The 21,004-nt window shown below is 50.5% G+C and carries 18 protein-coding genes and 2 tRNA genes; 9 read left to right on the forward strand and 11 right to left on the reverse strand.

Annotation, left to right across the window (positions count from 1 at the left end; translation table 11 throughout):
• The first annotated feature begins 8 nt into the window (after nt 1-8).
• Nucleotides 9-1,076: an undecaprenyldiphospho-muramoylpentapeptide beta-N-acetylglucosaminyltransferase gene (locus tag ACTRC3_RS02410; RefSeq protein WP_440321287.1), complete on the forward strand. Its 1,068-nt coding sequence runs from the start codon at nt 9-11 to the stop codon at nt 1,074-1,076.
• Nucleotides 1,077-1,133: 57 nt separating this feature from the next.
• Here ACTRC3_RS02410 and ACTRC3_RS02415 read toward each other — a convergent pair whose 3' ends face one another.
• Together ACTRC3_RS02415 and ACTRC3_RS02420 are read right to left on the reverse strand one after the other, a co-directional pair.
• Nucleotides 1,134-1,655: a sigma-70 family RNA polymerase sigma factor gene (locus ACTRC3_RS02415; protein WP_178038975.1), complete on the reverse strand. Its 522-nt coding sequence runs from the start codon at nt 1,653-1,655 to the stop codon at nt 1,134-1,136.
• Nucleotides 1,656-1,678: 23 nt separating this feature from the next.
• Entirely contained in the window at nt 1,679-2,092 is a 414-nt protein-coding gene (locus ACTRC3_RS02420) for an HIT family protein (protein WP_349164957.1), read from the reverse strand.
• A 117-nt stretch (nt 2,093-2,209) separates the two neighbouring features.
• Here ACTRC3_RS02420 and ACTRC3_RS02425 point away from each other — a divergent pair, with 117 nt between their 5' ends.
• A complete protein-coding gene (locus ACTRC3_RS02425) occupies nt 2,210-2,857 on the forward strand; it encodes an ATP-binding protein (protein WP_178038974.1) in 648 nt (215 codons plus the stop codon).
• 122 nt (nt 2,858-2,979) lie between these two features.
• Here the strand turns inward: ACTRC3_RS02425 and ACTRC3_RS02430 are convergent, their stop codons facing one another.
• Both ACTRC3_RS02430 and ACTRC3_RS02435 read right to left on the reverse strand, forming a co-directional pair.
• Nucleotides 2,980-3,300 (reverse strand): cyclic-di-AMP receptor, encoded by a 321-nt coding sequence (locus ACTRC3_RS02430; RefSeq protein ID WP_440321290.1) that lies wholly within the window; start codon nt 3,298-3,300, stop codon nt 2,980-2,982.
• 178 nt (nt 3,301-3,478) lie between these two features.
• Nucleotides 3,479-3,551: transfer RNA gene (locus ACTRC3_RS02435), tRNA-Lys, on the reverse strand.
• A 276-nt stretch (nt 3,552-3,827) separates the two neighbouring features.
• Between ACTRC3_RS02435 and trmB the strand changes: the two genes are divergently transcribed.
• Nucleotides 3,828-4,466: a tRNA (guanosine(46)-N7)-methyltransferase TrmB gene (gene trmB, locus ACTRC3_RS02440; RefSeq protein ID WP_440321292.1), complete on the forward strand. Its 639-nt coding sequence runs from the start codon at nt 3,828-3,830 to the stop codon at nt 4,464-4,466.
• Nucleotides 4,467-5,047: 581 nt separating this feature from the next.
• On the opposite strand, the gene ACTRC3_RS02445 is transcribed toward trmB, so the two are convergent.
• Nucleotides 5,048-6,145 (reverse strand): C40 family peptidase, encoded by a 1,098-nt coding sequence (locus ACTRC3_RS02445; RefSeq protein WP_440321294.1) that lies wholly within the window; start codon nt 6,143-6,145, stop codon nt 5,048-5,050.
• Between the two features lie 326 nt (nt 6,146-6,471).
• Here ACTRC3_RS02445 and ACTRC3_RS02450 point away from each other — a divergent pair, with 326 nt between their 5' ends.
• The 4 genes from ACTRC3_RS02450 to ACTRC3_RS02465 all read left to right on the forward strand — a co-directional run bounded on the left by ACTRC3_RS02450 (nt 6,472) and on the right by ACTRC3_RS02465 (nt 9,028).
• Nucleotides 6,472-6,864, forward strand: a complete 393-nt coding sequence (locus tag ACTRC3_RS02450) for a transcriptional repressor (protein ID WP_178038970.1) — start codon at nt 6,472-6,474, stop codon at nt 6,862-6,864.
• Nucleotides 6,865-7,056: 192 nt separating this feature from the next.
• Nucleotides 7,057-7,599 carry an NADH peroxidase gene (locus ACTRC3_RS02455; protein ID WP_440321296.1) on the forward strand — a complete coding sequence of 181 codons (543 nt, stop codon included), beginning with the start codon at nt 7,057-7,059 and terminating at the stop codon, nt 7,597-7,599.
• A gap of 368 nt (nt 7,600-7,967) precedes the next feature.
• The gene (trhA, locus tag ACTRC3_RS02460; RefSeq protein ID WP_178038968.1) at nt 7,968-8,636 is read left to right on the forward strand and encodes a PAQR family membrane homeostasis protein TrhA; all 669 of its coding nucleotides are present in this window, start codon (nt 7,968-7,970) and stop codon (nt 8,634-8,636) included.
• 77 nt (nt 8,637-8,713) lie between these two features.
• A complete protein-coding gene (locus ACTRC3_RS02465; RefSeq protein ID WP_178038967.1) occupies nt 8,714-9,028 on the forward strand; it encodes a GIY-YIG nuclease family protein in 315 nt (104 codons plus the stop codon).
• 1 nt (nt 9,029) lies between these two features.
• On the opposite strand, the gene ACTRC3_RS02470 is transcribed toward ACTRC3_RS02465, so the two are convergent.
• The 5 genes from ACTRC3_RS02470 to ileS all read right to left on the reverse strand — a co-directional run bounded on the left by ACTRC3_RS02470 (nt 9,030) and on the right by ileS (nt 17,529).
• The gene (locus ACTRC3_RS02470) at nt 9,030-9,872 is read right to left on the reverse strand and encodes a peptidoglycan DD-metalloendopeptidase family protein (protein WP_440321299.1); all 843 of its coding nucleotides are present in this window, start codon (nt 9,870-9,872) and stop codon (nt 9,030-9,032) included.
• 31 nt (nt 9,873-9,903) lie between these two features.
• Entirely contained in the window at nt 9,904-10,800 is an 897-nt protein-coding gene (locus tag ACTRC3_RS02475) for a SpoIID/LytB domain-containing protein (protein WP_440321301.1), read from the reverse strand.
• 71 nt (nt 10,801-10,871) lie between these two features.
• Complete coding sequence (gene udp / locus ACTRC3_RS02480) at nt 10,872-11,642, reverse strand: uridine phosphorylase (protein WP_440321303.1); 771 nt, start codon at nt 11,640-11,642, stop codon at nt 10,872-10,874.
• Nucleotides 11,643-11,752: 110 nt separating this feature from the next.
• A complete protein-coding gene (locus tag ACTRC3_RS02485; RefSeq protein ID WP_440321305.1) occupies nt 11,753-14,254 on the reverse strand; it encodes a glycogen/starch/alpha-glucan phosphorylase in 2,502 nt (833 codons plus the stop codon).
• 119 nt (nt 14,255-14,373) lie between these two features.
• Nucleotides 14,374-17,529: an isoleucine--tRNA ligase gene (gene ileS / locus ACTRC3_RS02490; RefSeq protein ID WP_440321307.1), complete on the reverse strand. Its 3,156-nt coding sequence runs from the start codon at nt 17,527-17,529 to the stop codon at nt 14,374-14,376.
• A gap of 578 nt (nt 17,530-18,107) precedes the next feature.
• Between ileS and ACTRC3_RS02495 the strand changes: the two genes are divergently transcribed.
• Nucleotides 18,108-19,742 carry a D-alanyl-D-alanine carboxypeptidase family protein gene (locus tag ACTRC3_RS02495; protein WP_440321309.1) on the forward strand — a complete coding sequence of 545 codons (1,635 nt, stop codon included), beginning with the start codon at nt 18,108-18,110 and terminating at the stop codon, nt 19,740-19,742.
• A gap of 72 nt (nt 19,743-19,814) precedes the next feature.
• Here the strand turns inward: ACTRC3_RS02495 and ACTRC3_RS02500 are convergent, their stop codons facing one another.
• Nucleotides 19,815-20,486, reverse strand: a complete 672-nt coding sequence (locus ACTRC3_RS02500) for a YkgJ family cysteine cluster protein (protein WP_440321311.1) — start codon at nt 20,484-20,486, stop codon at nt 19,815-19,817.
• A 221-nt stretch (nt 20,487-20,707) separates the two neighbouring features.
• Here ACTRC3_RS02500 and ACTRC3_RS02505 point away from each other — a divergent pair.
• Nucleotides 20,708-20,784: transfer RNA gene (locus ACTRC3_RS02505), tRNA-Arg, on the forward strand.
• Nucleotides 20,785-21,004 lie beyond the last annotated feature (220 nt).

Below are 21,004 nucleotides of genomic sequence, written 5' to 3' on the forward strand. Positions count from 1 at the left end.
GTGTAATTTTGAAACGAATTCTTTTGACCGGCGGCGGAACTGCCGGACATGTAACGCCCAATATCGCGCTGTTGCCGCGGCTTCGCGAGCTCAGCTACGACATTTCCTATATGGGTTCCTACGATGGAATCGAGAAAAAGCTCATTACGGAGTTCCAGATTCCTTACTACGGCATCTCTTCCGGTAAGCTGCGCCGGTATTTCGACCTGAAAAACTTCTCGGATCCTTTCAAGGTCCTGAAAGGCTACGGCGAAGCCGTCCGCACCATGAAAAAACTGAAGCCGGATGTGGTATTTTCCAAGGGCGGCTTCGTGTCCGTGCCTGTGGTTCTGGCCGCGAAACACTGTAAAGTTCCCTGTATCATCCACGAATCCGATATGACGCCGGGCCTGGCCAATAAGCTGGCAATTCCGGCTGCCTGGAAGGTCTGCTGTAATTTCCCTGAGACTTTGCAGTATCTGCCCAAGGACAAGGCGGTCCTCTCCGGCTCTCCCATCCGCCAGGAGCTGCTGCACGGCGACGCTCTGGCCGCGCGGAGGTTCACCGGTCTCGCCGATGACAAGCCCGTCATTCTGGTTATGGGCGGAAGTCTGGGCGCTGCCGCTGTCAATGAGGCGGTCCGCAAGATTCTTCCCACCCTGCTGAAGGATTTCCATGTGATCCATCTCTGCGGCAAGGGAAAACTGGACGCTTCTCTGTACGGTCTCTCCGGCTATGTACAGTATGAGTACATTAACGAGGAGCTGAAGGATCTGTTCGCTCTGGCGGATCTGGTCATCTCCCGGGCGGGCGCCAACTCCATCTGCGAGCTGCTGGCCCTTCACAAGCCGAACCTGCTGATTCCGCTCTCCGCTGCAGCCAGCCGGGGCGATCAGATTCTCAATGCCCGTTCCTTCGAGAAACAGGGCTTTAGTCTGGTTCTGGAAGAAGAGACGCTCACCAATGAGCTTCTGCTCCAGACAGTCCGCAGACTCTACGCAGAGCGCGTTTCCTTCTCCGAGGCCATGAAAGCCAGCCGTCAGACCGATTCCATCGATACGATCATCGGGCTCATCGAAGAGGCTGCTGCCCGTTAGGGTAGGCCCCAATTGTTTTCTTTGCGGCGGAAATCTGTATTTCCGCCGCTGTATTATTTATTTTTCCTTTACATCCTGAAACCTGGCCTTCAGCCATTTCTTACATCGTCTCAGATAGGTATCCACCGTACCGACCGGGAATCCGGTCCGTTCCGCGATTTCCTTCTTCGACATTCCAAAATAATCAAAAAGTATCAACATTTCGTACCAGTCCTCATTCTTCTCACGCACTGCGCGCAGAATGTGCAGACACCGATTCTGATTATCCATCTCTGCCGCGTGATATTCCAGAGGATTTTCCGCGCTGCTTACCACCACATCGCTGTTTTTCTCAACGATTTCGTAGTACTTTTTATTGCGACGCAGCCAATCACATGTTTTATTATAGGACACTACCAGCATCCAGCCTTTTGCTTTCTCCTCTTCTATTCTGTCACGGTAACTGTATAATTTCAGAAATGTTTCCTGACAGATATCCTGTGCCAAATAATAATCTTTCGTCATATCATAGACTTGCCGAAGTATCAGGTTTTTATATTTTTCGTGCAGTTCACGAAATTTTTCTTCACTAATCCCCATGCATTTCCCCTGAATTCGGCTTTTTAATTATCTTTTAACAGCTCCACAAGTTCCTCTTTCGCGTCGTCTGTCAGCGCTCCCTGTTTCCATCCGATTCCTGCTCCGTCATTCTCGTAACGCGGAATCAGATGCATATGAAAATGGAATACGGTCTGACCGGCTGCTTCTCCGTTGTTCTGAACCAGATTCAATCCATCGCAGCCCAGCTTCTCCTTCATCCGGCTTCCGATTTTCTTTGCCAGCAGAATAGCCTTCTCTGCGTGCTCTTCATCCAACTCCAAAAGATTCGCAAAGTGATCCTTCGGTACCAAAAGCGCATGCCCTCTGGTGGCCGGATTCAGATCCAGAAACGCCCGAAAGTCGTCATCCTCATAAATCGTAGCGGACGGAATCTCTCCATTCGCAATTTTACAGAAAATACAATCATCATGTCTCATTATCATGCTTCCTCCTTTTGTCGAATTTTAAGCTTTTTTGTTTTTATTTGTTGGCGGAATCCATATTGTCACATCCCCGACCCCATGCTACACTTAGTTACAGGAGTGGTACAAACTATGGATGAACTTAACCTTACTATCGCAAAAATCACACACGAAATACGTAACCCGCTGACTTTAATCAACAGCTCGCTTCAGTTGATTGAGACGATGCACCCTGAGGTGCGGGATTTCCAGTTCTGGAATCAGACCCTGGAAGATGTGGACTATCTGGGACAGCTTCTGGAAGACCTGGCCGCGTATACAGACGGGCGCCGTTTCTTCATGTGCGAGGTGGATATGAAAGAACTGTTTACCTCACTGGAAAGCAGTCTCCAGCCTTACATACAGGAGCATGGGAAACATTTTTCCCTCCATCTGCCTGCGCACCTTCCCACGGTATTTGGAAACCCTGTGAAATTGAAACAGGCCTTTCTGAATCTTCTCAAAAATGCCTTTGAGGCCACCGATGAAAGCGGCTGTGTCTCACTGTCTGCCAGAAAATATCTGGATCAGCTCATTATCCGCATCTCTGACGACGGCTGCGGTATGACGCCGGAAGCTGCCGCGGAGCTTTTTACCCCTTTTGCTTCCGGTAAGACCGGCGGAACCGGTCTTGGTCTGGCAATTACCCAGAAAATTGTGAAGGCCCATTACGGAACCATCGAAGTCGCCTCTACTCCCCAGCGAGGTACGACTTTTACCATCACACTTCCTCATTTATAGGGATATTTTAGTATACGATTTTATATAACGCAAGTAAATTTTTGTAAAACTCAGATTATTTCTGAAATGTCAACGGCCCTGCACTTGCAGGGCCGCTTTTTTGTCGTCATTTTGTAACATCTTTAAAATTTCATTATCTGGTTTACTTCAGATATAAATACGGTTGCTCCGCCAATTTTCAGGGTCTTCTCAGCCTGCACCATCATGTTGCCATTGTACTCCCATACTTCGCAGATTTCTTCCCGTTCGGTGCAGCTTTCCTGAATGTACGTTAGTATCCGCTCCTGCTGTTCTTCCTCCACACAGATGAACAGAGTCACGTTCTTCTTATTGGAATAGAGACCAGACGTCTCGAACTTCGTGGCACGAATCCGGTTCTGAATCAACCGGGTCGCCAGCTTCGCGTAATCCTGATCCTGCACAATTACCATCATCAGTTTCATATTTTCTTCCTCCTGACCGCCGGGACGGCACTCTTTTCCCTATAGCCCCAGTATAACGAAGATGGCCAAAAATTACAATGTCCAGCTTAGAAGAAAACGTGTATTATCTCAGCCCCCCGTTTCCAGGCACAAAAAAAGCACCGACCCCACAGTCATCTGCAAAACCGGTACCTTAGAGTGCGCGATCAGGGGTTCGAACCCTGGACACCCTGATTAAGAGTCAGGTGCTCTGCCAGCTGAGCTAATCGCGCATATTTTGTTCGTTTTGGGCTGTCCCTCAACGCAAGATTTATTATACTGCATGGTTTTCAAAAATGCAAGCACTTTTTTTCATTTTTCTTGATTTTTTTTTCGATTTTGTTTACAATGTAAAAAAACCGCGTATTTATAAGGTTTTTCGAGTCTCCGGAATTTAGAAACAACTACGTTTCTGAGTGATTTCCTATTCCGGGAACCCAAAAACCATAAAAAATCATTTCTATGTATCTGAAAAAATACACTGTTTACGTACAAAAAGGAGGACTATTTTGAGACTGAAACATGTTAAAGGAGCCGAAGAAGCCATTGCCGCTAATGAATATGTCGTTCACGACGCCAAAGAGCGTCCGGGGAAGTGGCAGGAGCTTTTCGGAAACGATCATCCGATTCATATAGAGATTGGTATGGGAAAAGGACAGTTCCTGATGGAGCTGGCCAGACGGAATCCGGATATTAATTATTTGGGCATGGAGCGCTATAGCAGCGTGCTGCTGCGGGCGCTGCAGAAGATGGGAGAAGAACCGCTGCCGAATCTGTATTTCCTCTGCGAGGACGCGGCGGAGCTGCCGGAGATGTTCGCAAATGGAGAACTGAACCGGATCTATCTGAATTTTTCCGATCCCTGGCCCAAGGCACGGCACGCAAAGCGACGCCTGACTTCCACGGAGTTCCTGGCGCGCTACAATCTGGTGCTGGCGGCGGATGGTCAGATTGAATTCAAGACCGACAATATGGATTTGTTCGATTTCTCACTGGAGAGCGTGGAGGAAGCCGGATGGAAGCTTGTGGGCTGCTCCAGGGATCTGCATCATGATCCAACCATGAATGAGGGCAATATCATGACGGAGTACGAGGAGAAGTTTTCAGCAAAGGGTAACCCCATCTATAAACTGGTTGCCATCCGGTAGGTATTTATTGCAGCCATAATTTCTAAGCTTCTTATACTGCCATGATACTCTAAATACTTTGGCTTAGAGTATCATGGCATACTTTTTTGTTTATTTCCCATCGCTTGTATTCCCTGATTTTTTCACAATTATCAGACAATACCAATTATATTTCGACATTGCAAAAGTCAAGTCTGTTTTCCACTTTATTTTCGTCTTATGCAGTTTTATTCAATCTGTACAGAACGTTTGTTTTTAAAAATACTATGTAAACCTGGGTTTTACACATCCAAAAATGTGGATAATGTGGATAACTTGGTTGATAACTTTATTTTATGGGCTTTTTTGTCCGTTTTTATGTGGATATCTTTTTCACTTATCCACGTGGATTCGTGCATATTTTTATGAAAGGTGGATTTCTTTGTGCAATCTGTAACCGGGTCCGTATATGGGTAACATAAAATTGTGTATGGGTGTCTGATAATTATAGTATATTGTCTGATTTCAGTCCGGCGTGCAGCCAGGGCTTCTCCCTATGGAAAACACCAAGAGGCGGGAACCATTTCGGATTCCCGCCTCTTTAGATTTTATACTATTGGAAATTAAAAAATACGTCTTACACAGATAACGCTCTTATAGTTCGCCGGAGAGGTGTACTTGATTCCGGTGGCCGGTGTGCTGGCATGTACTACGGTGTTATTGCCACAGTAGATAGCTACATGACCACTGTAGCAGATGATATCACCCGGCTGCGCCTCGGAAAGGCTTACGCTGTATCCTACGCTTCTCATGGCGCTGGAAGAATGGGGCAGACTCACACCGAAGTGCGCGTATACACCCATAACAAAGCCGGAGCAGTCTGTTCCGTTGGTGAGGCTTGTGCCGCCGTATACGTACGGATTACCCACAAACTGACTTGCATAGCTGACTACGGAATTGCCGCTGCTGCTTCCGGAACCGCTGCCTACAACCGCGTTTGAACTGCTGTCGGACTTGGTCTTCGCTGCTACTTCCTCGGCCTTCTTCTTACCTTCCTTTTTCGCAGCCTCTTCCTTGGCCAGACGCGCTTCCTCTTCTGCCTTGGATTCCGCCTGTACGAAATCGGTTCTCAAATCTACATAATCGGTGGATACCCAGCCGTCGCCTTCCTCGATGGATACCTTTACAAAGCCTTCCTGCTCATCGGTAACGGTTAACTCCTCACCTTCACCAATCAATCCCAGGACGCTGGCGTCTGTGGTGGCGTCTGTTCTGACACGCAGAGTCTGGGTAGTGACAGTCGCCACACGCTTGCCGACCTCTTTGGCCAGCTCCTCTGCCTCGTCGCCGGTCACTACATAATCAGCCTTCACATAACCGGTCACGCTGCCGGATGTAATCTTGTACCAGCCGTTCTCTTCTCCGTCCACAGTTCCTGCGGACTTATCGTAAAGCTTTCCGACGATCTCACTGTCCTCGCCGGCTTCACTTCTGACATTTACGTAATCATTTACCTTCGCAATGCAGATACCGTCGAACTCTGACGGAGTCATGTCCTCCAGTACCTTCTCATCTGCCTCCGGATCTGCTGCCTGAGCCTCTGACATAACGGAAGCAATTCCTTCCTCTGACGCCAGTGACAGGCTGCTTGCCTCCGCGCGGATTCCGCTGAAGCTAAAGCAAAGCGCTCCTGCGAGACATATCATTGCAAACTTGTGCATGCTATCGTTCCTCCAATGTTATCTGTAGCAGCTCTACGTCCTTCTCATTACACAGAGCTGTTGTTCTTCACTCAAAAGTTTAAATGTTACAAATTTATTAAAACTTATGACTGAATTATAACAGCATGATTATTGTTTGTCAACCTTATCCAGATATTCTTCCGGAGTTATTTTACGCTTCATAATATGACTCGCCGGATTTTCTCTGTGGGGCGCAGGGCTTCATTTTCCGCAAAACTATCATATTTTTCCATTGACATTCCCGGAAAATTTGCTAAAATAAAAGAAACAGTAACCGTTATTATTATCAGATAAAGGAGGGTTTTATGCCAGCTTTAAAATACAGCCGCCAGCGGGAGTCTATCAAGCGCTTTCTGTTGTCCCGGTATGACCACCCCACCGCAGATACCATCTATCTGCACGTAAAGGAGGAATTTCCGAATATCAGCCTCGGCACTGTCTACCGCAACCTGGCGCTGCTGACGGATCTGGGAGAAATTATCAAGATTACCACCGACGGAGCCGACCGCTTCGACGGACATGTGGCGCCCCACTCTCATTTTATATGCAGGAAATGCCATGCGCTCTTTGACATCCATATGGACGACGAGGCCTTTATCGATGAGAAGGCCCAGAACGTATTTCCGGGAATCATCGAAGGGCATACGGTACAGTATTTCGGGCTCTGTGAGGAATGCGCGAAGATACATACGTCCTGATGCCGTTTCTTCTATATATTATAGGAAATGAGACAGCGAAAGATTTAAAATTTATTGATAATAATTTTTAAATAATGCTTGACGAAATCAGGAACGTATGCTATATTAATATCAGTAACAGGAATCGTTACTGATTTAGTAAAAAATAACTGACAATCTTAAATATCAAAAAAAGAAAAGGAGAACAAGATTATGAAGACATGGGTATGTACAGTATGTGGTTACGTTTGGGAAGGCGAGACAGCACCGGAGAAATGTCCGCAGTGTGGCGTTCCGGCATCTAAGTTCAAGGAGCAGGCTGGGGGTCTTACCTGGGCAGCTGAGCATGAGGTAGGCGTTGCACAGGGCGTAAGCGAGGATATCCTTGCAGACCTTCGCGCAAACTTCAACGGCGAGTGCTCTGAGGTTGGTATGTATCTGGCAATGGCTCGCGTAGCTCACAGAGAGGGCTATCCGGAAATCGGTCTCTACTGGGAGAAAGCAGCTTACGAAGAGGCTGAGCACGCTGCAAAATTCGCAGAGCTGCTCGGTGAGGTAGTTACCCCCAGCACCAAGAAGAACCTGGAGCTGAGAGTCGCTGCAGAGCACGGCGCAACCGAGGGCAAATTCGACCTGGCAAAGCGCGCAAAGGCTGCTAACCTGGATGCTATTCATGATACCGTTCATGAGATGGCTAAGGACGAAGCCCGCCACGGCAAAGCATTCGAGGGTCTGCTGAAGAGATACTTTGCGTAAGCTATAAGGCATGCAAAAATGTAAGGAAATGACCAAGAGGGAGCGAGCTCCCTCTTGGTCATTTTTTTACATTTTTATAGGGCGCCAGCCCGACAGTGAGATGCAGCGCAGCGGAATCGAACTGGCATGCCTTATAGCCTCACTACCTTCAGGGCATGCAAAAATGTAAGGAAATGGTTCAGAGGGAGCTTGCTCACTCTGGGCCATTTTTTTACATTTTTATAGGGCTATCAGGCATGTAAAAATCCCCTTGACTTTTTTCATTTTCCGCATATAATATGAATATAGTTACACATAGTTTTAAATACTACATATAGAATTATCAAAAACCGTATTTATATTATAGCTAAACGAAAGGGGTTGTTACCATGAAATTTGAAATCAAAGATCCGGGAAGCGCGATTACTCATTTTATCGGCATGCTGATGGCTGCCTTTGCGGCGACGCCGCTCTTAATTCGGGCGGCCAGCAATCCCGATAAGATCCATCTCATTTCCTTAAGCATTTTTATCATCAGCATGATTCTGCTGTACGCGGCCAGCACCACCTATCACACGCTGAACCTGTCCGAACGAACCAACCGCATCCTGCGGAAAATCGATCATTGCATGATCTTCATGCTGATCGCAGGCTCCTATACGCCGGTGTGCCTGATTGTGCTGGGCGGCAAGGTAGGGTATACCCTCTGCGCCATCGTCTGGGGCATCGCCATCGCCGGCATTATCCTGAAGCTGTTCTGGATCACCTGCCCCAAATGGTTTTCCTCGGTGCTGTATATCGCCATGGGCTGGGTGTGCGTGCTGGCTTTCACGCAGATTCTGAACGCCCTGTCACCGGCGGCCTTCGGCTGGCTGCTGGCGGGCGGCATCATTTACACGGTGGGCGGTATTATCTACGCGCTGAAGCTGCCGCTGTTTAACGCCAGACATAAGTATTTTGGCTCCCATGAGATTTTCCATCTGTTTGTAATGGGCGGGAGTATCTGTCATTTTATTATGATGTATGTATTTGTGGCAAAGATGCCGATTGGGTTGTAAAATTTGCATAAAAGAACTCCTTCGCGTATAATAAGAAAGACTCACAACAGCTTCTATTATATGCGAGGGAGTTTTTTATGAACTACACCTACATCCTCCGGTGCGGCGACGGCTCGCTCTACACCGGCTGGACCAACCATCTGAATAAACGCGTGGCGGATCACAACGCAGGCCGCGGCGCCAAATATACGAAAGCGCACCGGCCTGTGGAGCTGGCTTACTATGAGATCTTTGAGACGAAAGAGGAGGCCATGAAACGGGAATGCGCCATCAAAAAATTAAGCCGCCCTCAGAAGGAACGGCTTATTGAATCCGATGCAAATTTACTCTATACGATAGGAGTACCTTCGGAGCAGCATGAAGCACCCACTACAGAAAGTGTACAAAAGTAATTTATGGGAGCAATTCTTTAGGATTGATACTTTCCCCATCCTTCAGCACCTGAAAATACAGGTTACTGCCCTCTTTACTGTAAAAGCGGGTAGGCTCCGCCACATAGCCTATCAGAGCCCCGGCCTGCACGTAGTCGCCCTGCTGCACGGCCGGTTCTTTGATCTGCCCGTAAATAACCTGGTAACCGCTGCCGATATCCATGGTGATGGTCGTGCCGGTCTCATCCACATTTTCAATAGAAATTACCTTTCCGCTGGCTGCGCTCAAAACACTTTGATCTACACTTCCTTCTATTATAATAGCCGGATTGTACTTATACTGATCAAGCGTCGAAAAATAGACTGTCTTGTCCATGCTGAAATCCATCAGAATATTGCCGGCAATGGGCCAGAGAAGCTGATCAGTCTCGGCCGAGAATGACAGGGGCGGCGCTTCCGCGCCTGCGTTTGCCTCAATGATCACCGGCTCGTCCACACTGATTTCCGCGTATTCGCCCTCCAGCTCGGCATTGTCTGTCTCGGCTGTCTCTGAGCCTTCGACCTGCGCAGTCTCCGCTGCGCTCTCACCGGTCCGGTCCCGGCTGGCGCTTCCCGAAGCCGCCTGCCGCTCGGCCTCCGCTGCCTTCTGCTCCCGGGCGGCTTTCGCCGCCACCTCCTGCTGCCGGGCCTGCGCCGCTTTTTCCGCGTCTGCCACCTCCTGCTCCAGCCTCCGCTGCTGCTCCTCGGTCTTACCCACTGTGTACATGCCAAACAAAGTCACGCCCGCCAGAAGACACAGGCTCAGCGCCACTGTGGCCATCCGCCTTCCCGCCGGGCTCGTCTGCCGTTTCTTTTTTGTTGTCATAAACTTCACCTCTATGATATGATTCCGCTTTTTAAGTGCTATCCCTAGCATAGCCATTTTCGGTAAAGCTTATACAATCCAGATTTTTATAAAAATAAGACAAAATTTCCCGGTAGGTTCGCCCCTCCAGCGCCATCCGCCCAGCTGTATACAGGCTCATGCCAAAGCCGTGGCCCAGTCCCCGGGTGACGATGCGCACGCCCTGGTCCGTCTCCTCCGCCGTGAAACAGCTGGAATTCAGCTCATATCGGAACCGGAAGGCTTCGCCGGTCAGTGTCTCATCCCCCAGCCGCACCGCCAGCACGTATCCGGCGCTGTCCCGGCTTTCAATCACCGGCAGCTCCAGCTCCGGGAAATAAAAAATCTGCAGATAATCCGCCGACTCCACATCGCCCGCGCAGTCCGCCGAAGTAAGATAGGTATAACCCTCTCCCAATGCGCCTCCCTCTCTGGTCTTTCCGGCGCTAACTGCATGGTAGGGCAGATCTTTCAGTTCCCCTTCCAGAGCCAGCACCTGTCCGGCAGTCTCCTCTGCCGCCGTCCGGCATTTTTCCAGGTATCGCTGACGGTTTTCATAGCTCCAGAGCTTTTCTGCCTCGCCTTCTGTGCAGACCGTAAAGCCCAGCGCTGCCAAATCCTCCTCCCGGATGGCCTCTGCCGCCTGCTGCCAATCCGCCGCTTCATAATATTCCATGGCCGCCCGCAAAAGATTCGTCCGAATCACCACCGCCTGAGCCTTCAACGCCTCGGTCTCATAGGTCACGGATATCTGCATGGGCAGTATCTGCGCCACACAGCGCTCCAGGTTGCCTTCCGCAGGCTCCGTCTGCCCACCCGCCAGCTCGCCGGTGCAGAGCACCACAGCCACATAGGGCAGTAATATCAATATAATCAGAATCGAAGCCGCTGTCTTTATTTTTTCTCTCATTCTACAGCTTATGCGCGGCCACGAAAAAGCAGACCGGGAATTCCGGCCTGCTTTCGCATGATTTACATAACTTAATTTTCCTTGTCCGCAAGAATCAATTTCCGAATGGCTTCGACGCTCACCTGAATCGCCGCCGTCATGTCCTGGCTTTCCGTGTCATCCATCCCCTGTTTCCTGCGCTCCTGGTTCCAGAGCACGTTCAGCACGCAGCCTGCCCGCATACCCAGGATCTGGGATACAATAAAGACTGCCGCGCTCTCCATCTCCGACGCCAGGCAGCCTGCCTTGATCCAGGCGTCCCATTTGTTCAGGAGCTCGTAGCCCACCGGCATCCGCTCCGGGCTATGCTGGCCGTAGAAGGAATCCTTGCACTGGACCACGCCCGCATGATACGTATGGCCCAGCTCTTTTGCGCTGTTTACCAGCGCATTGGTCACATCCAGATGGGCGATGGCCGGAAATTCCACTGGCACATATTCCTTGGAGGTGCCTTCCATGCGGATGGCTCCTGTAGCCACCACCAGATCGCCGCCCTTCACCGGCAGGGCCATGCCGCCGCAGGTGCCGATGCGGATAACCGTATCCACGCCAATCTGATGCAGCTCTTCGATTCCGATGGCCGCCGACGGACCGCCCATTCCGGTTGACATAACATATACGGACTCGCCCTCGATCTCGCCCACCCAGGTGGTGTATTCCCGGTTCTGGGCCACAAACCGCGGGTTCGTAAGATGCGTCGCGATCTTCTCCACGCGGCCCGGATCGCCCGGCAGAATCGCGTAGCGAGCTCCCGCCTCATTTACAAAGCCGATATGGTAAGGTTTCTGATGTTCATTGTACATAAGCCTGCCCCCCTTTTTCTTAACCATACACGATTTCACCCCATTTTGCAACCGGCGGATCGCAAAAAGGACAGACGCCCGAAAACGTCTGCCCCTTTGAAAAAGCTGTTTTATTTTGCTTTGGCCTTGGCCTTAACCGGCTCGTCTTCCTTCGGAAGCTCTACGGTCATCTTATCCAGATGCCAGATGTCGTCCACGTACTCCTGGATGGTGCGGTCGGAAGAGAACTTGCCGCTGCATGCGGTGTTCCAGAGGGCTTTCTTCGCCCACTGCTTCTCATCCCGGTATACAGCCTCGATCTTCGCGTGTGTCTCTGCGTAAGACCGGAAATCCTTCAGGATAAAGTAGGTATCTGCCCGATCGCTGTTGTTGGTGTTCAACAGGGAATCATACAGATCCCGGAACAGCTCCGGATCCTGAGGCGCGTAGTAGCCGTTAATCAGCTGCATCAGCACGTGACGGATATCCTGATCGGAATTGAAGATGTCCATGGGGTTGTAGCCGCCATGCTGCTCATAATTGATAACCTCGTCTGCGCTCAGACCGAAGATAAAGGCGTTCTCCTCACCCATCTCTTCTACCATTTCCACATTTGCGCCGTCCATGGTTCCGATGGTCAGGGCTCCGTTCAGCATGAACTTCATGTTACCGGTACCGGACGCCTCCTTGCTGGCGGTAGAGATCTGCTCGGATACGTCTGCTGCTGCGAAGATCAGCTCGGCGTTGGATACGCGGTAGTCCTCGATGAAGACAACCTTGATTTTACCATTGATGGACGCATCGTTGTTGATCACGTCTGCCACAGAGTTGATAAGCTTGATGGTCAGCTTCGCGCGGCGGTAGCCTGCTGCAGCCTTGGCGCCGAAGATAAAGGTTCTCGGATAGAATTCCATATCCGGATGCTCTTTGATCTTATTGTACAGATACATCACATGCAGGATGTTCAGCAGCTGACGCTTGTACTCATGCAGTCTCTTCACCTGTACATCGAAGATAGAGCGCGGGTCTACGGTGACACCGTTGTGCTCCTGGATGTATTTTGCCAGACGCACCTTGTTCTGATACTTGATGTTCATGAACTCCTGCTGCGCCTTCTCGTCGTCTGCGTAAATCTTCAGCTTACTGATCTGGGACAGGTCGGTGATCCACTCGTCGCCGATGTGGTCGGTCACCCACTGAGCCAGCAGCGGATTGCCGTGAAGCAGGAAACGACGCTGGGTAATACCGTTAGTCTTGTTGTTGAACTTCTCCGGCATCATCTCGTAGAAATCCTTCAGCTCCTGCTTTTTCAGGATCTCTGTATGCAGTCTCGCTACGCCGTTTACGGAATGGCCTGCTGCGATAGCCAGATGCGCCATCTTAACCTGTCCGTCATAAATGATAGCCATCTTGCGGATCTTCTCCTGATCGCCTAGATATTTTGCCTGGATATCCAGTACAAAACGACGGTTGATCTCCTCCACGATCTGATATACACGGGGAAGCAGACGGGAGAACAGCTCGATGGGCCATTTCTCAAGGGCCTCTGCCATGATGGTGTGGTTGGTATAAGCGCAGGTCTTAGTGGTGACCTCCCATGCCTCGTCCCACTCCAGGCCTTCCTCGTCGATGAGGATACGCATCAGCTCGGCTACCGCCACGGTCGGATGGGTATCGTTCAGCTGGAACGCCGCCTTCTCGTAAAACTTACGGATGTCGTCATGGTTTCTCTTATAACGGGCAATGGCCTCCTGCACGCTGGCGGAGATAAAGAAATACTGCTGCTTCAGACGCAGCTCCTTGCCTGCCATATGGTTGTCGTTGGGGTACAGAACCTCTACCAGCAGCTTCGCCAGGTTCTCTTCCTCTACGGCCTGCTGATAATCGCCCTTGTCGAAGGCGTCCAGACGGAAGGTATTCATGGCCTCTGCATCCCAGATACGAAGGGTATTTACTACGTTATTGCCATAGCCTACTACCGGAAGGTCGCAGGGGATAGCGCGTACGGCCTGATAGCCCTTCTGGATAAAATGGTTCTTGCCGTTCTGATCGACTTCTACATCTACATAGCCGCCGAACTTGACGATCTTCGCGTACTCCGGACGGCGGAGCTCGAAGGGATTGCCATCCACAAGCCAGTCGTCGGGAATCTCTTTCTGATAGCCGTTCTCAATTTTCTGCTTGAACATACCATAGCGGTAACGGATACCGCAGCCGTATGCCGCATAGCCCAGGGTTGCCAGAGAATCCAGGAAGCAGGCTGCCAGTCTTCCCAGACCGCCATTTCCCAGAGCTGCGTCCGGCTCCTGATCCTCGATCACGTTCAGATCGCAGCCCAGCTCCTCCAGAGCTTCCTTTACTTCGTCATAATAGGTCAGGTTAATCAGGTTATTGCCAAGAGCACGGCCCATCAAAAATTCCATGGACATGTAATACACAATCTTCGGATCCTGCTTTTTCATCTGCTCCTGGGTCGCAATCCATGCATCGATGATCGCGTCCTTGGTAGCCAGCGCTACCGCATGAAAAATCTGGTGCTGTGTTGCCTCTTCAATGGGTGTCCGGTACAGAGTCTTCACGTTGTAAACTACGCTTCTCTTAAAGAGTTCCTTGTCAAAGGGTCTCTTACTCATAATAGTTTCCTCCTCTTTGATACCGTTTATCACTGTTCACTCCGTTCACAGTGACACGCTTCGCAATGCACAGAAATTATGCTGTCCGCATCATTTCGTGCTGCAAGACCAGAACGCGCTTACGCGCGCTCTACGCCCATGGTAACATTCTCGCCGTTGATACTCCAGTCCTTCACGTAGCCATTGGCCTCGTCGAACTTCACATCCACTGCCAGAACCTCGGACTTGATCTGATCCGCATTGGCCTTGATAAGCTGTTCGATCTTCTCATTGCCCTTGCAGGAAATCACGATCTTGTCGGTTACCTGGAAATCTGCCTCTTTCCGCATGGTCTGCACCTTGCTGATAATCTCGCGGACAAAGCCCTCCTCGATCAGTTCCGGCGTGAGCTTGGTGTCCAGCACTACGGTGATGGTATTGTCACCGTCGGATACGAAGCCTTCGGTCTGTGCCATGTCGATCAGCAGATCCTCCTCCGATAATACCACATTTGTACCGTTTACGTCAAATGTGAGGCTTCCCTTCTCCTTCAGCTCGTCCATAGCGGTATTGCCATCCACCTCAGACAGGTGCTGGCGGATGCCGTTCAGGCACTTTCCATACTTGGGTCCTACGGTCTTCAGCTGCGGCTTGAAGCTGTATGTGGTAAATGCGCGGACGTCGTCGGTGAAGTCTACCTTCTTCACATTCAGCTCATCCTCGATGATCTCGCAGTAGTACTCAGCCAGCTTGTAGGGCGCCTTCACATACATCTGAGCGATGGGCTGACGGTTCTTGATGTTCGCGGTGTTACGGCACGCACGTCCCATCACAACGATCTTCAGAACCTCATCCATGTCTCGCTCCAGCTCCTCGTTGATCCATGCCTTATTTACAACCGGGAAGTCGCACAGATGGATGCTCTCGGGAGCGTCCTTGTCGATGCTTCTTACCAGATTCTGATAAATTTCTTCTGTCATGAAGGGTACCATGGGCGCTGCTGCCTTGGAAATGGTTACCAGGGAGGTATACAGGGTCATATAAGCATTGATCTTATCCTGCTCCATGCCCTTTGCCCAGAAACGCTCACGGCTGCGGCGTACATACCAGTTGGACATATCGTCCACGAACTCCTGAAGGGCTCTTGCTGCCTCCGGGATCCGGTAATTGTTCAGGTTATCGTCGACCTCGCCTACTACGGTGTTCAGCTTGGACAGAAGCCATTTGTCCATGACACTCAGGGAATCATAATTCAGCTCATACTTCGTTGCGTCAAATTCGTCAATGTTGGCATACAGCACGAAGAACGCATAGGTGTTCCAAAGGGTACCCATGAATTTACGCTGTCCTTCCTGTACGGCCTTTCCGTGGAAACGGTTGGGCAGCCAGGGTGCGCTGTTGATGTAGAAATACCAGCGGATGGCGTCTGCGCCGTATTTATCCAGGGCGTCGAAGGGATCCACCGCATTTCCCTTAGACTTACTCATCTTCTGGCCGTTCTCATCCTGTACATGTCCCAGAACGATAACGTTCTCATACGGCGCCTTATTGAACAGAAGAGTGGACTCTGCCAGCAGGGAATAGAACCAGCCTCTGGTCTGGTCTACGGCCTCTGAGATAAACTGTGCCGGGAACTGCTGATGGAACAGCTCCTGATTTTCAAACGGGTAATGATGCTGCGCGAAGGGCATCGCTCCGGAGTCGAACCAGCAGTCCAGTACCTCCGGTATGCGGCGCATGGTCTTGCCACAGCAGGGGCACTTCATGGTGATCTGGTCAATGTACGGACGATGGAACTCGACGGTCTTCGCGTTCTCGTCGCCACTCATCTCATAGAGCTCCTCGCGGCTTCCGATGGACTCCTGGTGTCCGCAGCCTTCACACTCCCAGATGTTCAGCGGAGTTCCCCAGTAACGGTTACGGCTTACGCCCCAGTCCTGAATGTTCTCCAGCCAGTCGCCGAAACGTCCCTTACCGATGCTCTCCGGGATCCAGTTGATGGTATTGTTATTGCGGATCAGGTCATCCTTTACCGCGGTCATTTTGATGAACCAGGACTCACGCGCGTAGTAGATAAGCGGTGTGTCACAGCGCCAGCAGAACGGGTAATCATGCTCGAACTTGGGCGCGTCGAAAAGCTTGCCCTCTGCGTCCAGATCCTTCAGGACTTCGGGGTCAGCCTTCTTTACAAACATACCTGCATACGGCGTCTCGGCGGTCATGTTACCCTTGCCGTCCACGAACTGTACGAAGGGCAGGTCGTAGTTGCGGCCCACGCGTCCGTCGTCCTCACCGAAGGCCGGCGCGATATGAACGATACCGGTACCATCGGACATGCTGACATAGTTGTCTACCGTTACATAGAAGCCTTTCTTATGCTGCTTTGCGGCTGCCTCTCCGGCGCAGGCAAACAGCGGCTCGTACTCCTTGTACTCCAGATCTTTTCCGACATATTTTTCCAGAACCTCGTAGGCGGGCTTGCCTTCCTCTGCGAGACCGCCCAGCACCTTGTCTGCCAGGGCCTCTGCCAGGTAGTAGGTGTAGCCGTCTGCTGCCTTGACCTTTACGTAGGTGTCGCTGGGGTTCATACACAGACCCACGTTGGACGGCAGGGTCCAGGGGGTGGTGGTCCATGCCAGGAAGTACGCGTCCTCATCCTTTACCTTGAAACGGACGATGGCGGAGCGCTCCTTCACCTGCTTGTAGCCCTGGGCTACCTCATGGCTGGAAAGGGGGGTACCACAGCGCGGGCAGTAGGGAACGATCTTGAAGCCCTTGTACAGCAGGCCCTTCTTCCAGATCTCCTTCAGCGCCCACCACTCGGACTCAATGTAGTTGTCATCGTATGTGACAAACGGATGCTCCATGTCAGCCCAGAAACCTACGGTTCCGGAGAAATCCTCCCACATGCCCTTGTATTTCCAGACGCTCTCTTTACATTTGCGGATAAACGGATCCAGGCCGTACTGCTCGATCTGCTCCTTACCGTCCAGTCCCAGTGCCTTCTCCACTTCCAGCTCTACCGGAAGTCCGTGGGTATCCCAGCCGGCCTTTCTCGGTACCATGTAACCCTTCATGGTGCGGTATCTGGGGATCATATCCTTGATAACACGGGTCAGTACATGGCCGATATGAGGCTTACCATTGGCGGTAGGCGGTCCATCGTAGAAGGTGTAGGTCTCGCCTTCCTTGCGGCTGTCCATGCTCTTCTCGAAAATGTGATTTTCATCCCAGAACTTTTCAATCTCTTTCTCCCGTCCAACGAAATTCAGATCGGTTGATACTTTGTTGTACATGATTTTTCCTCCTTTTGAAATCACTGAAAACCCTGTTCTCCAGAATTTCAGATTCGCGGGGCTGCGTCCGAAGGGACTTGTGCCTTTTGCGAAAAAAAACGACCCTTGTCCTGTAACAGGACAAAAGCCGATCGCTTCTGTGAAACCACCTCATTACAACATGCCATCACATGTGTCTCCCATAACGGCGGAGTACCGCCGGTACCTAATCATCCCTCTTGTATACAGGATTCTTTCAGCCCGGAGCTCGGAAGTGATTTTCAAAAAGTCCTACTCGCACCGGGCTTCCACCCTCCCCGGCTCTCTGTGCCTTTTGGCGCTTTTCTACTCTCTTCGTCAATGCTTTTTCTTTATGTTTCGTCGCTATTAGTCAGTATAACCCGTTTTTGCGGGCTTTGTCAACCGTTCGGCAGGGATTTTACACACTTTTTTCTTAAGGAATTTTAAACTTTTTCCCGAAGCCCTTGCGCCTGTAGTGGAAATAGCCTATACTTAAATTTACATTTGTTACAATTTTCAATTACGAACCAAATTTTTTCTATCTTTAAGATATATTTTAATTACAGGAGCGTTTTCACATGAAATTTTCACATAAATTTAGATTTTTCACGGGTTTTGTGGCCCTTTCCCTGGTAGGCTCCCTCTGTTTTAGCCCTGTTTCCGCAGAAGCTGCAAAGAAGGCCAGTAAGAAATCAGCGAAGCAGATTGCTGCTGAAAAGGCTGCCGCCGAACAGCTGGAGGCGGAACGCCAAGCCGCTTATAATAAGGCCATCGACTCGAACGCCATCGACGGTTGGCCTCAGGGGCCGCAGATCTACGCGGAATCTGCCATCGTCATGGAGGCTTCCAGCGGCGCCATCCTTTATAATAAGGATATGGATATGAAAAATTATCCGGCCAGCATTACGAAGATCATGACTGCGCTTCTGACCCTGGAGAACTGCTCGCTGGACGAAACTGTGACCTATTCCTATAACGCGACCCACACCATCGACGCGGGAAGCAGCAGTATCTATACCACTGAAGACGAGCAGCTGACTGTGGAGCAGTCCCTCTACGCCTTGATGCTGGAGTCCGCCAATGAATGTGCCAACGGCCTGGCCGAGCATGTGGCCGGATCCATCGACGCCTTTACGGAAATGATGAATCAGAAGGCTGCGGAGCTTGGCTGCACCAATACTCATTTTGCCAACGCCAATGGTCTTCACAACGATAATCATTACACCAGTGCCCACGATATGGCGCTGATTACGAAGGCCGCCATTCAAAATGAAGACTTCTTACGCATCTCCGGTACGGCCAAGTACCAGATGCAGCCCACCAATAAACGTGATGAAATCACCTATATGACCAATCACCACTATATGATTGCCCCCTACAAAGGCGTCACAAAGTACCTGGACGATTCGGTTATTGCAGGAAAAACCGGCAACACCAGTGTGGCCAAGGGTACTCTGGTCACTGTAGCGGAACGAAACGGCATGACGCTCATCGTTGTGACCATGCGGACTCAGTCCACCGGCGAGAAGGGCGTACCCCTGTTCACCGATACAGCGCTGCTTCTGGATTATGCCTCCGAGAATTTCACCCGGTTTAATGTCTCCGAAAACGAAACAAATTTCTCGGTAGCCGGTTCCGGCACTTCCTATATCGGAAGCGCCATCTTCGGTCAGTCCAAGCCGTTGATTCAGATCGACACCAACGCAGGCATTGTGCTTCCAAACGGAGCTTCCTTTACAGACGCCTCTCCGGAGCTAACCTTCCAGGATGAAAATACGGATTCTGACGTGATTGCCAGTCTCTCCTATACTTACAACGAGGAACCTGTGGGAACTGCGGATATTTCGCTTACCAAGGATAATTTACAGGAATTTACATTCGATAAAGAAACTGATTCTGACGAAACCGCTGACACGGACGGCACCGAAAAACCGATTCAGCAGACACATTTTATCAAAATCAATGTGCGGATGATTCTGATTGTAGCCGGAATCCTTCTGCTTCTATTCCTGCTTTACCGCTTGCTTCGCCATCTGATGAAGACCTTCCGGTTTTCCATTCATCTGCCGAAGCTCCATCGAAGACGAGCACGTTCCCGTGGAAGACGCACCTTTTTCACCGGATCCAAAACCGGAGCAAAAAATAAGCATTCGGAAAACCGGTATCACCGGACGCCGAAGGACCGGGGCGGATGGGATGATTTGGACCTGTAAAATTCACTATTCGTAATAAAAACGAGCACTCACAAATTTTCTGATCGTTGTGAATGCTCGTTTTTTATTACATCACCCGGAAATTTTCAATATCTCCTTCGCCTTCGTCAGCCGCTCGTCAAACTGCTCATAGAAGTCTCTGTCCTTCTCCCATTCCTCCTGATAAAAGCTTTTCAGAATATAGAGGTCTATCATTTTCTGATACTGTTCCCCATTCTGTTCCCCGAGGCGCGCTGTGACGTCTTTCAGGAAATAGTGCCAGTCAATGATGAATTTCTCATTGCGCTTCAGATCCGGCGTGTCGATCCATTTCTGCACCTTTACCTTCAGCTTCGGCTCCCTGGGACATTCGTGTACCTGCAGGAAATACTGAAAGCTGTGGTTCTCATAAAACCGGCCCAGCGGAAAGATCCGGCAGAAGCCCGGCCGCAGCGCATGAATGCTGCAGCGCCCTTCCCCATTCAGGAAGCCACAGCGTTCATTTTCCCCGGAGGTCTTCATGTTCGGCAGAATAATCCCCTCCACCAGGTTCAGCTCCAGCTTGTCCTGCAGAAGCGCCTCAAAGCTCACCTGCAGTCCCGCAGTCAGCCGCCATACATCGTAGGGATCCAGAATAATTGTGCTTCCCATGCTTTCGCAACACTGGGAGCAGCCTGCGCAGCCGCCGCAGTCAGCCTTCACCATATCCCGCAGACCATAGAGCCTTCCGTCGGAAACCTCCTTCATATCAATCTCACGTTCCATCGTTTTTCTCCTTGTCTGTTTTCTTATTTTATGGTACACTGTTCCAGTGAGGTCAGTCAAGACTGACTCGCAGGTTTCCAATGATAGCCGGAATTAAAGGGTCGAAAAATCCCGGAAATACGGCATGTGTCCATATAGCTCAGCTGGATAGAGCACACGCCTCCTAAGCGGCAGATTGTTCGATTCCTTCGAGCAGTGAAAATTGCATAAATCTTAAAAATGTCTCAGTAGCTCAGCTGGATAGAGCACACGCCTCCTAAGCGTGGGGTCGGAGGTTCAAATCCTCTCTGGGACGCCAGAAAGCACCGCTGCAAGCCTTTTTTCGGGGTTTGCAGCGTTTTTTTGTTCCTCCTTCTCCCGGTAATTTCACTTCCGTTACCGGGAGATTTTTATACGCCGCATGATGTATATTTGCTAATTGGACTCGAACGCTTTTCAGAAATTTGCTAAGAAAATTCTGCGTTTTGCTAATTCGATTTTTCGGATCACTTTGCCGGGGCTTGCGCTGCTATCAGGGC

The organism is Laedolimicola sp. (genome assembly GCF_051972735.1).
GTDB lineage: Bacteria > Bacillota > Clostridia > Lachnospirales > Lachnospiraceae > Laedolimicola > Laedolimicola intestinihominis.

Bases quoted from the DNA above. Each gene is read 5' to 3' on its own strand.
- ACTRC3_RS02415 (WP_178038975.1), bottom strand. From the start codon at position 1,655: ATGGGGATTAGTGAAGAAAAATTTCGTGAACTGCACGAAAAATATAAA.
- ACTRC3_RS02420 (WP_349164957.1), bottom strand. From the start codon at position 2,092: ATGAGACATGATGATTGTATTTTCTGTAAAATTGCGAATGGAGAGATT.
- ACTRC3_RS02425 (WP_178038974.1), top strand. From the start codon at position 2,210: ATGGATGAACTTAACCTTACTATCGCAAAAATCACACACGAAATACGT.
- ACTRC3_RS02430 (WP_440321290.1), bottom strand. From the start codon at position 3,300: ATGAAACTGATGATGGTAATTGTGCAGGATCAGGATTACGCGAAGCTG.
- ACTRC3_RS02445 (WP_440321294.1), bottom strand. From the start codon at position 6,145: ATGCACAAGTTTGCAATGATATGTCTCGCAGGAGCGCTTTGCTTTAGC.
- ACTRC3_RS02450 (WP_178038970.1), top strand. From the start codon at position 6,472: ATGCCAGCTTTAAAATACAGCCGCCAGCGGGAGTCTATCAAGCGCTTT.
- ACTRC3_RS02455 (WP_440321296.1), top strand. From the start codon at position 7,057: ATGAAGACATGGGTATGTACAGTATGTGGTTACGTTTGGGAAGGCGAG.
- trhA (WP_178038968.1), top strand. From the start codon at position 7,968: ATGAAATTTGAAATCAAAGATCCGGGAAGCGCGATTACTCATTTTATC.
- ACTRC3_RS02465 (WP_178038967.1), top strand. From the start codon at position 8,714: ATGAACTACACCTACATCCTCCGGTGCGGCGACGGCTCGCTCTACACC.
- ACTRC3_RS02470 (WP_440321299.1), bottom strand. From the start codon at position 9,872: ATGACAACAAAAAAGAAACGGCAGACGAGCCCGGCGGGAAGGCGGATG.
- ACTRC3_RS02475 (WP_440321301.1), bottom strand. From the start codon at position 10,800: ATGAGAGAAAAAATAAAGACAGCGGCTTCGATTCTGATTATATTGATA.
- udp (WP_440321303.1), bottom strand. From the start codon at position 11,642: ATGTACAATGAACATCAGAAACCTTACCATATCGGCTTTGTAAATGAG.
- ACTRC3_RS02485 (WP_440321305.1), bottom strand. From the start codon at position 14,254: ATGAGTAAGAGACCCTTTGACAAGGAACTCTTTAAGAGAAGCGTAGTT.
- ileS (WP_440321307.1), bottom strand. From the start codon at position 17,529: ATGTACAACAAAGTATCAACCGATCTGAATTTCGTTGGACGGGAGAAA.
- ACTRC3_RS02495 (WP_440321309.1), top strand. From the start codon at position 18,108: ATGAAATTTTCACATAAATTTAGATTTTTCACGGGTTTTGTGGCCCTT.
- ACTRC3_RS02500 (WP_440321311.1), bottom strand. From the start codon at position 20,486: ATGGAACGTGAGATTGATATGAAGGAGGTTTCCGACGGAAGGCTCTAT.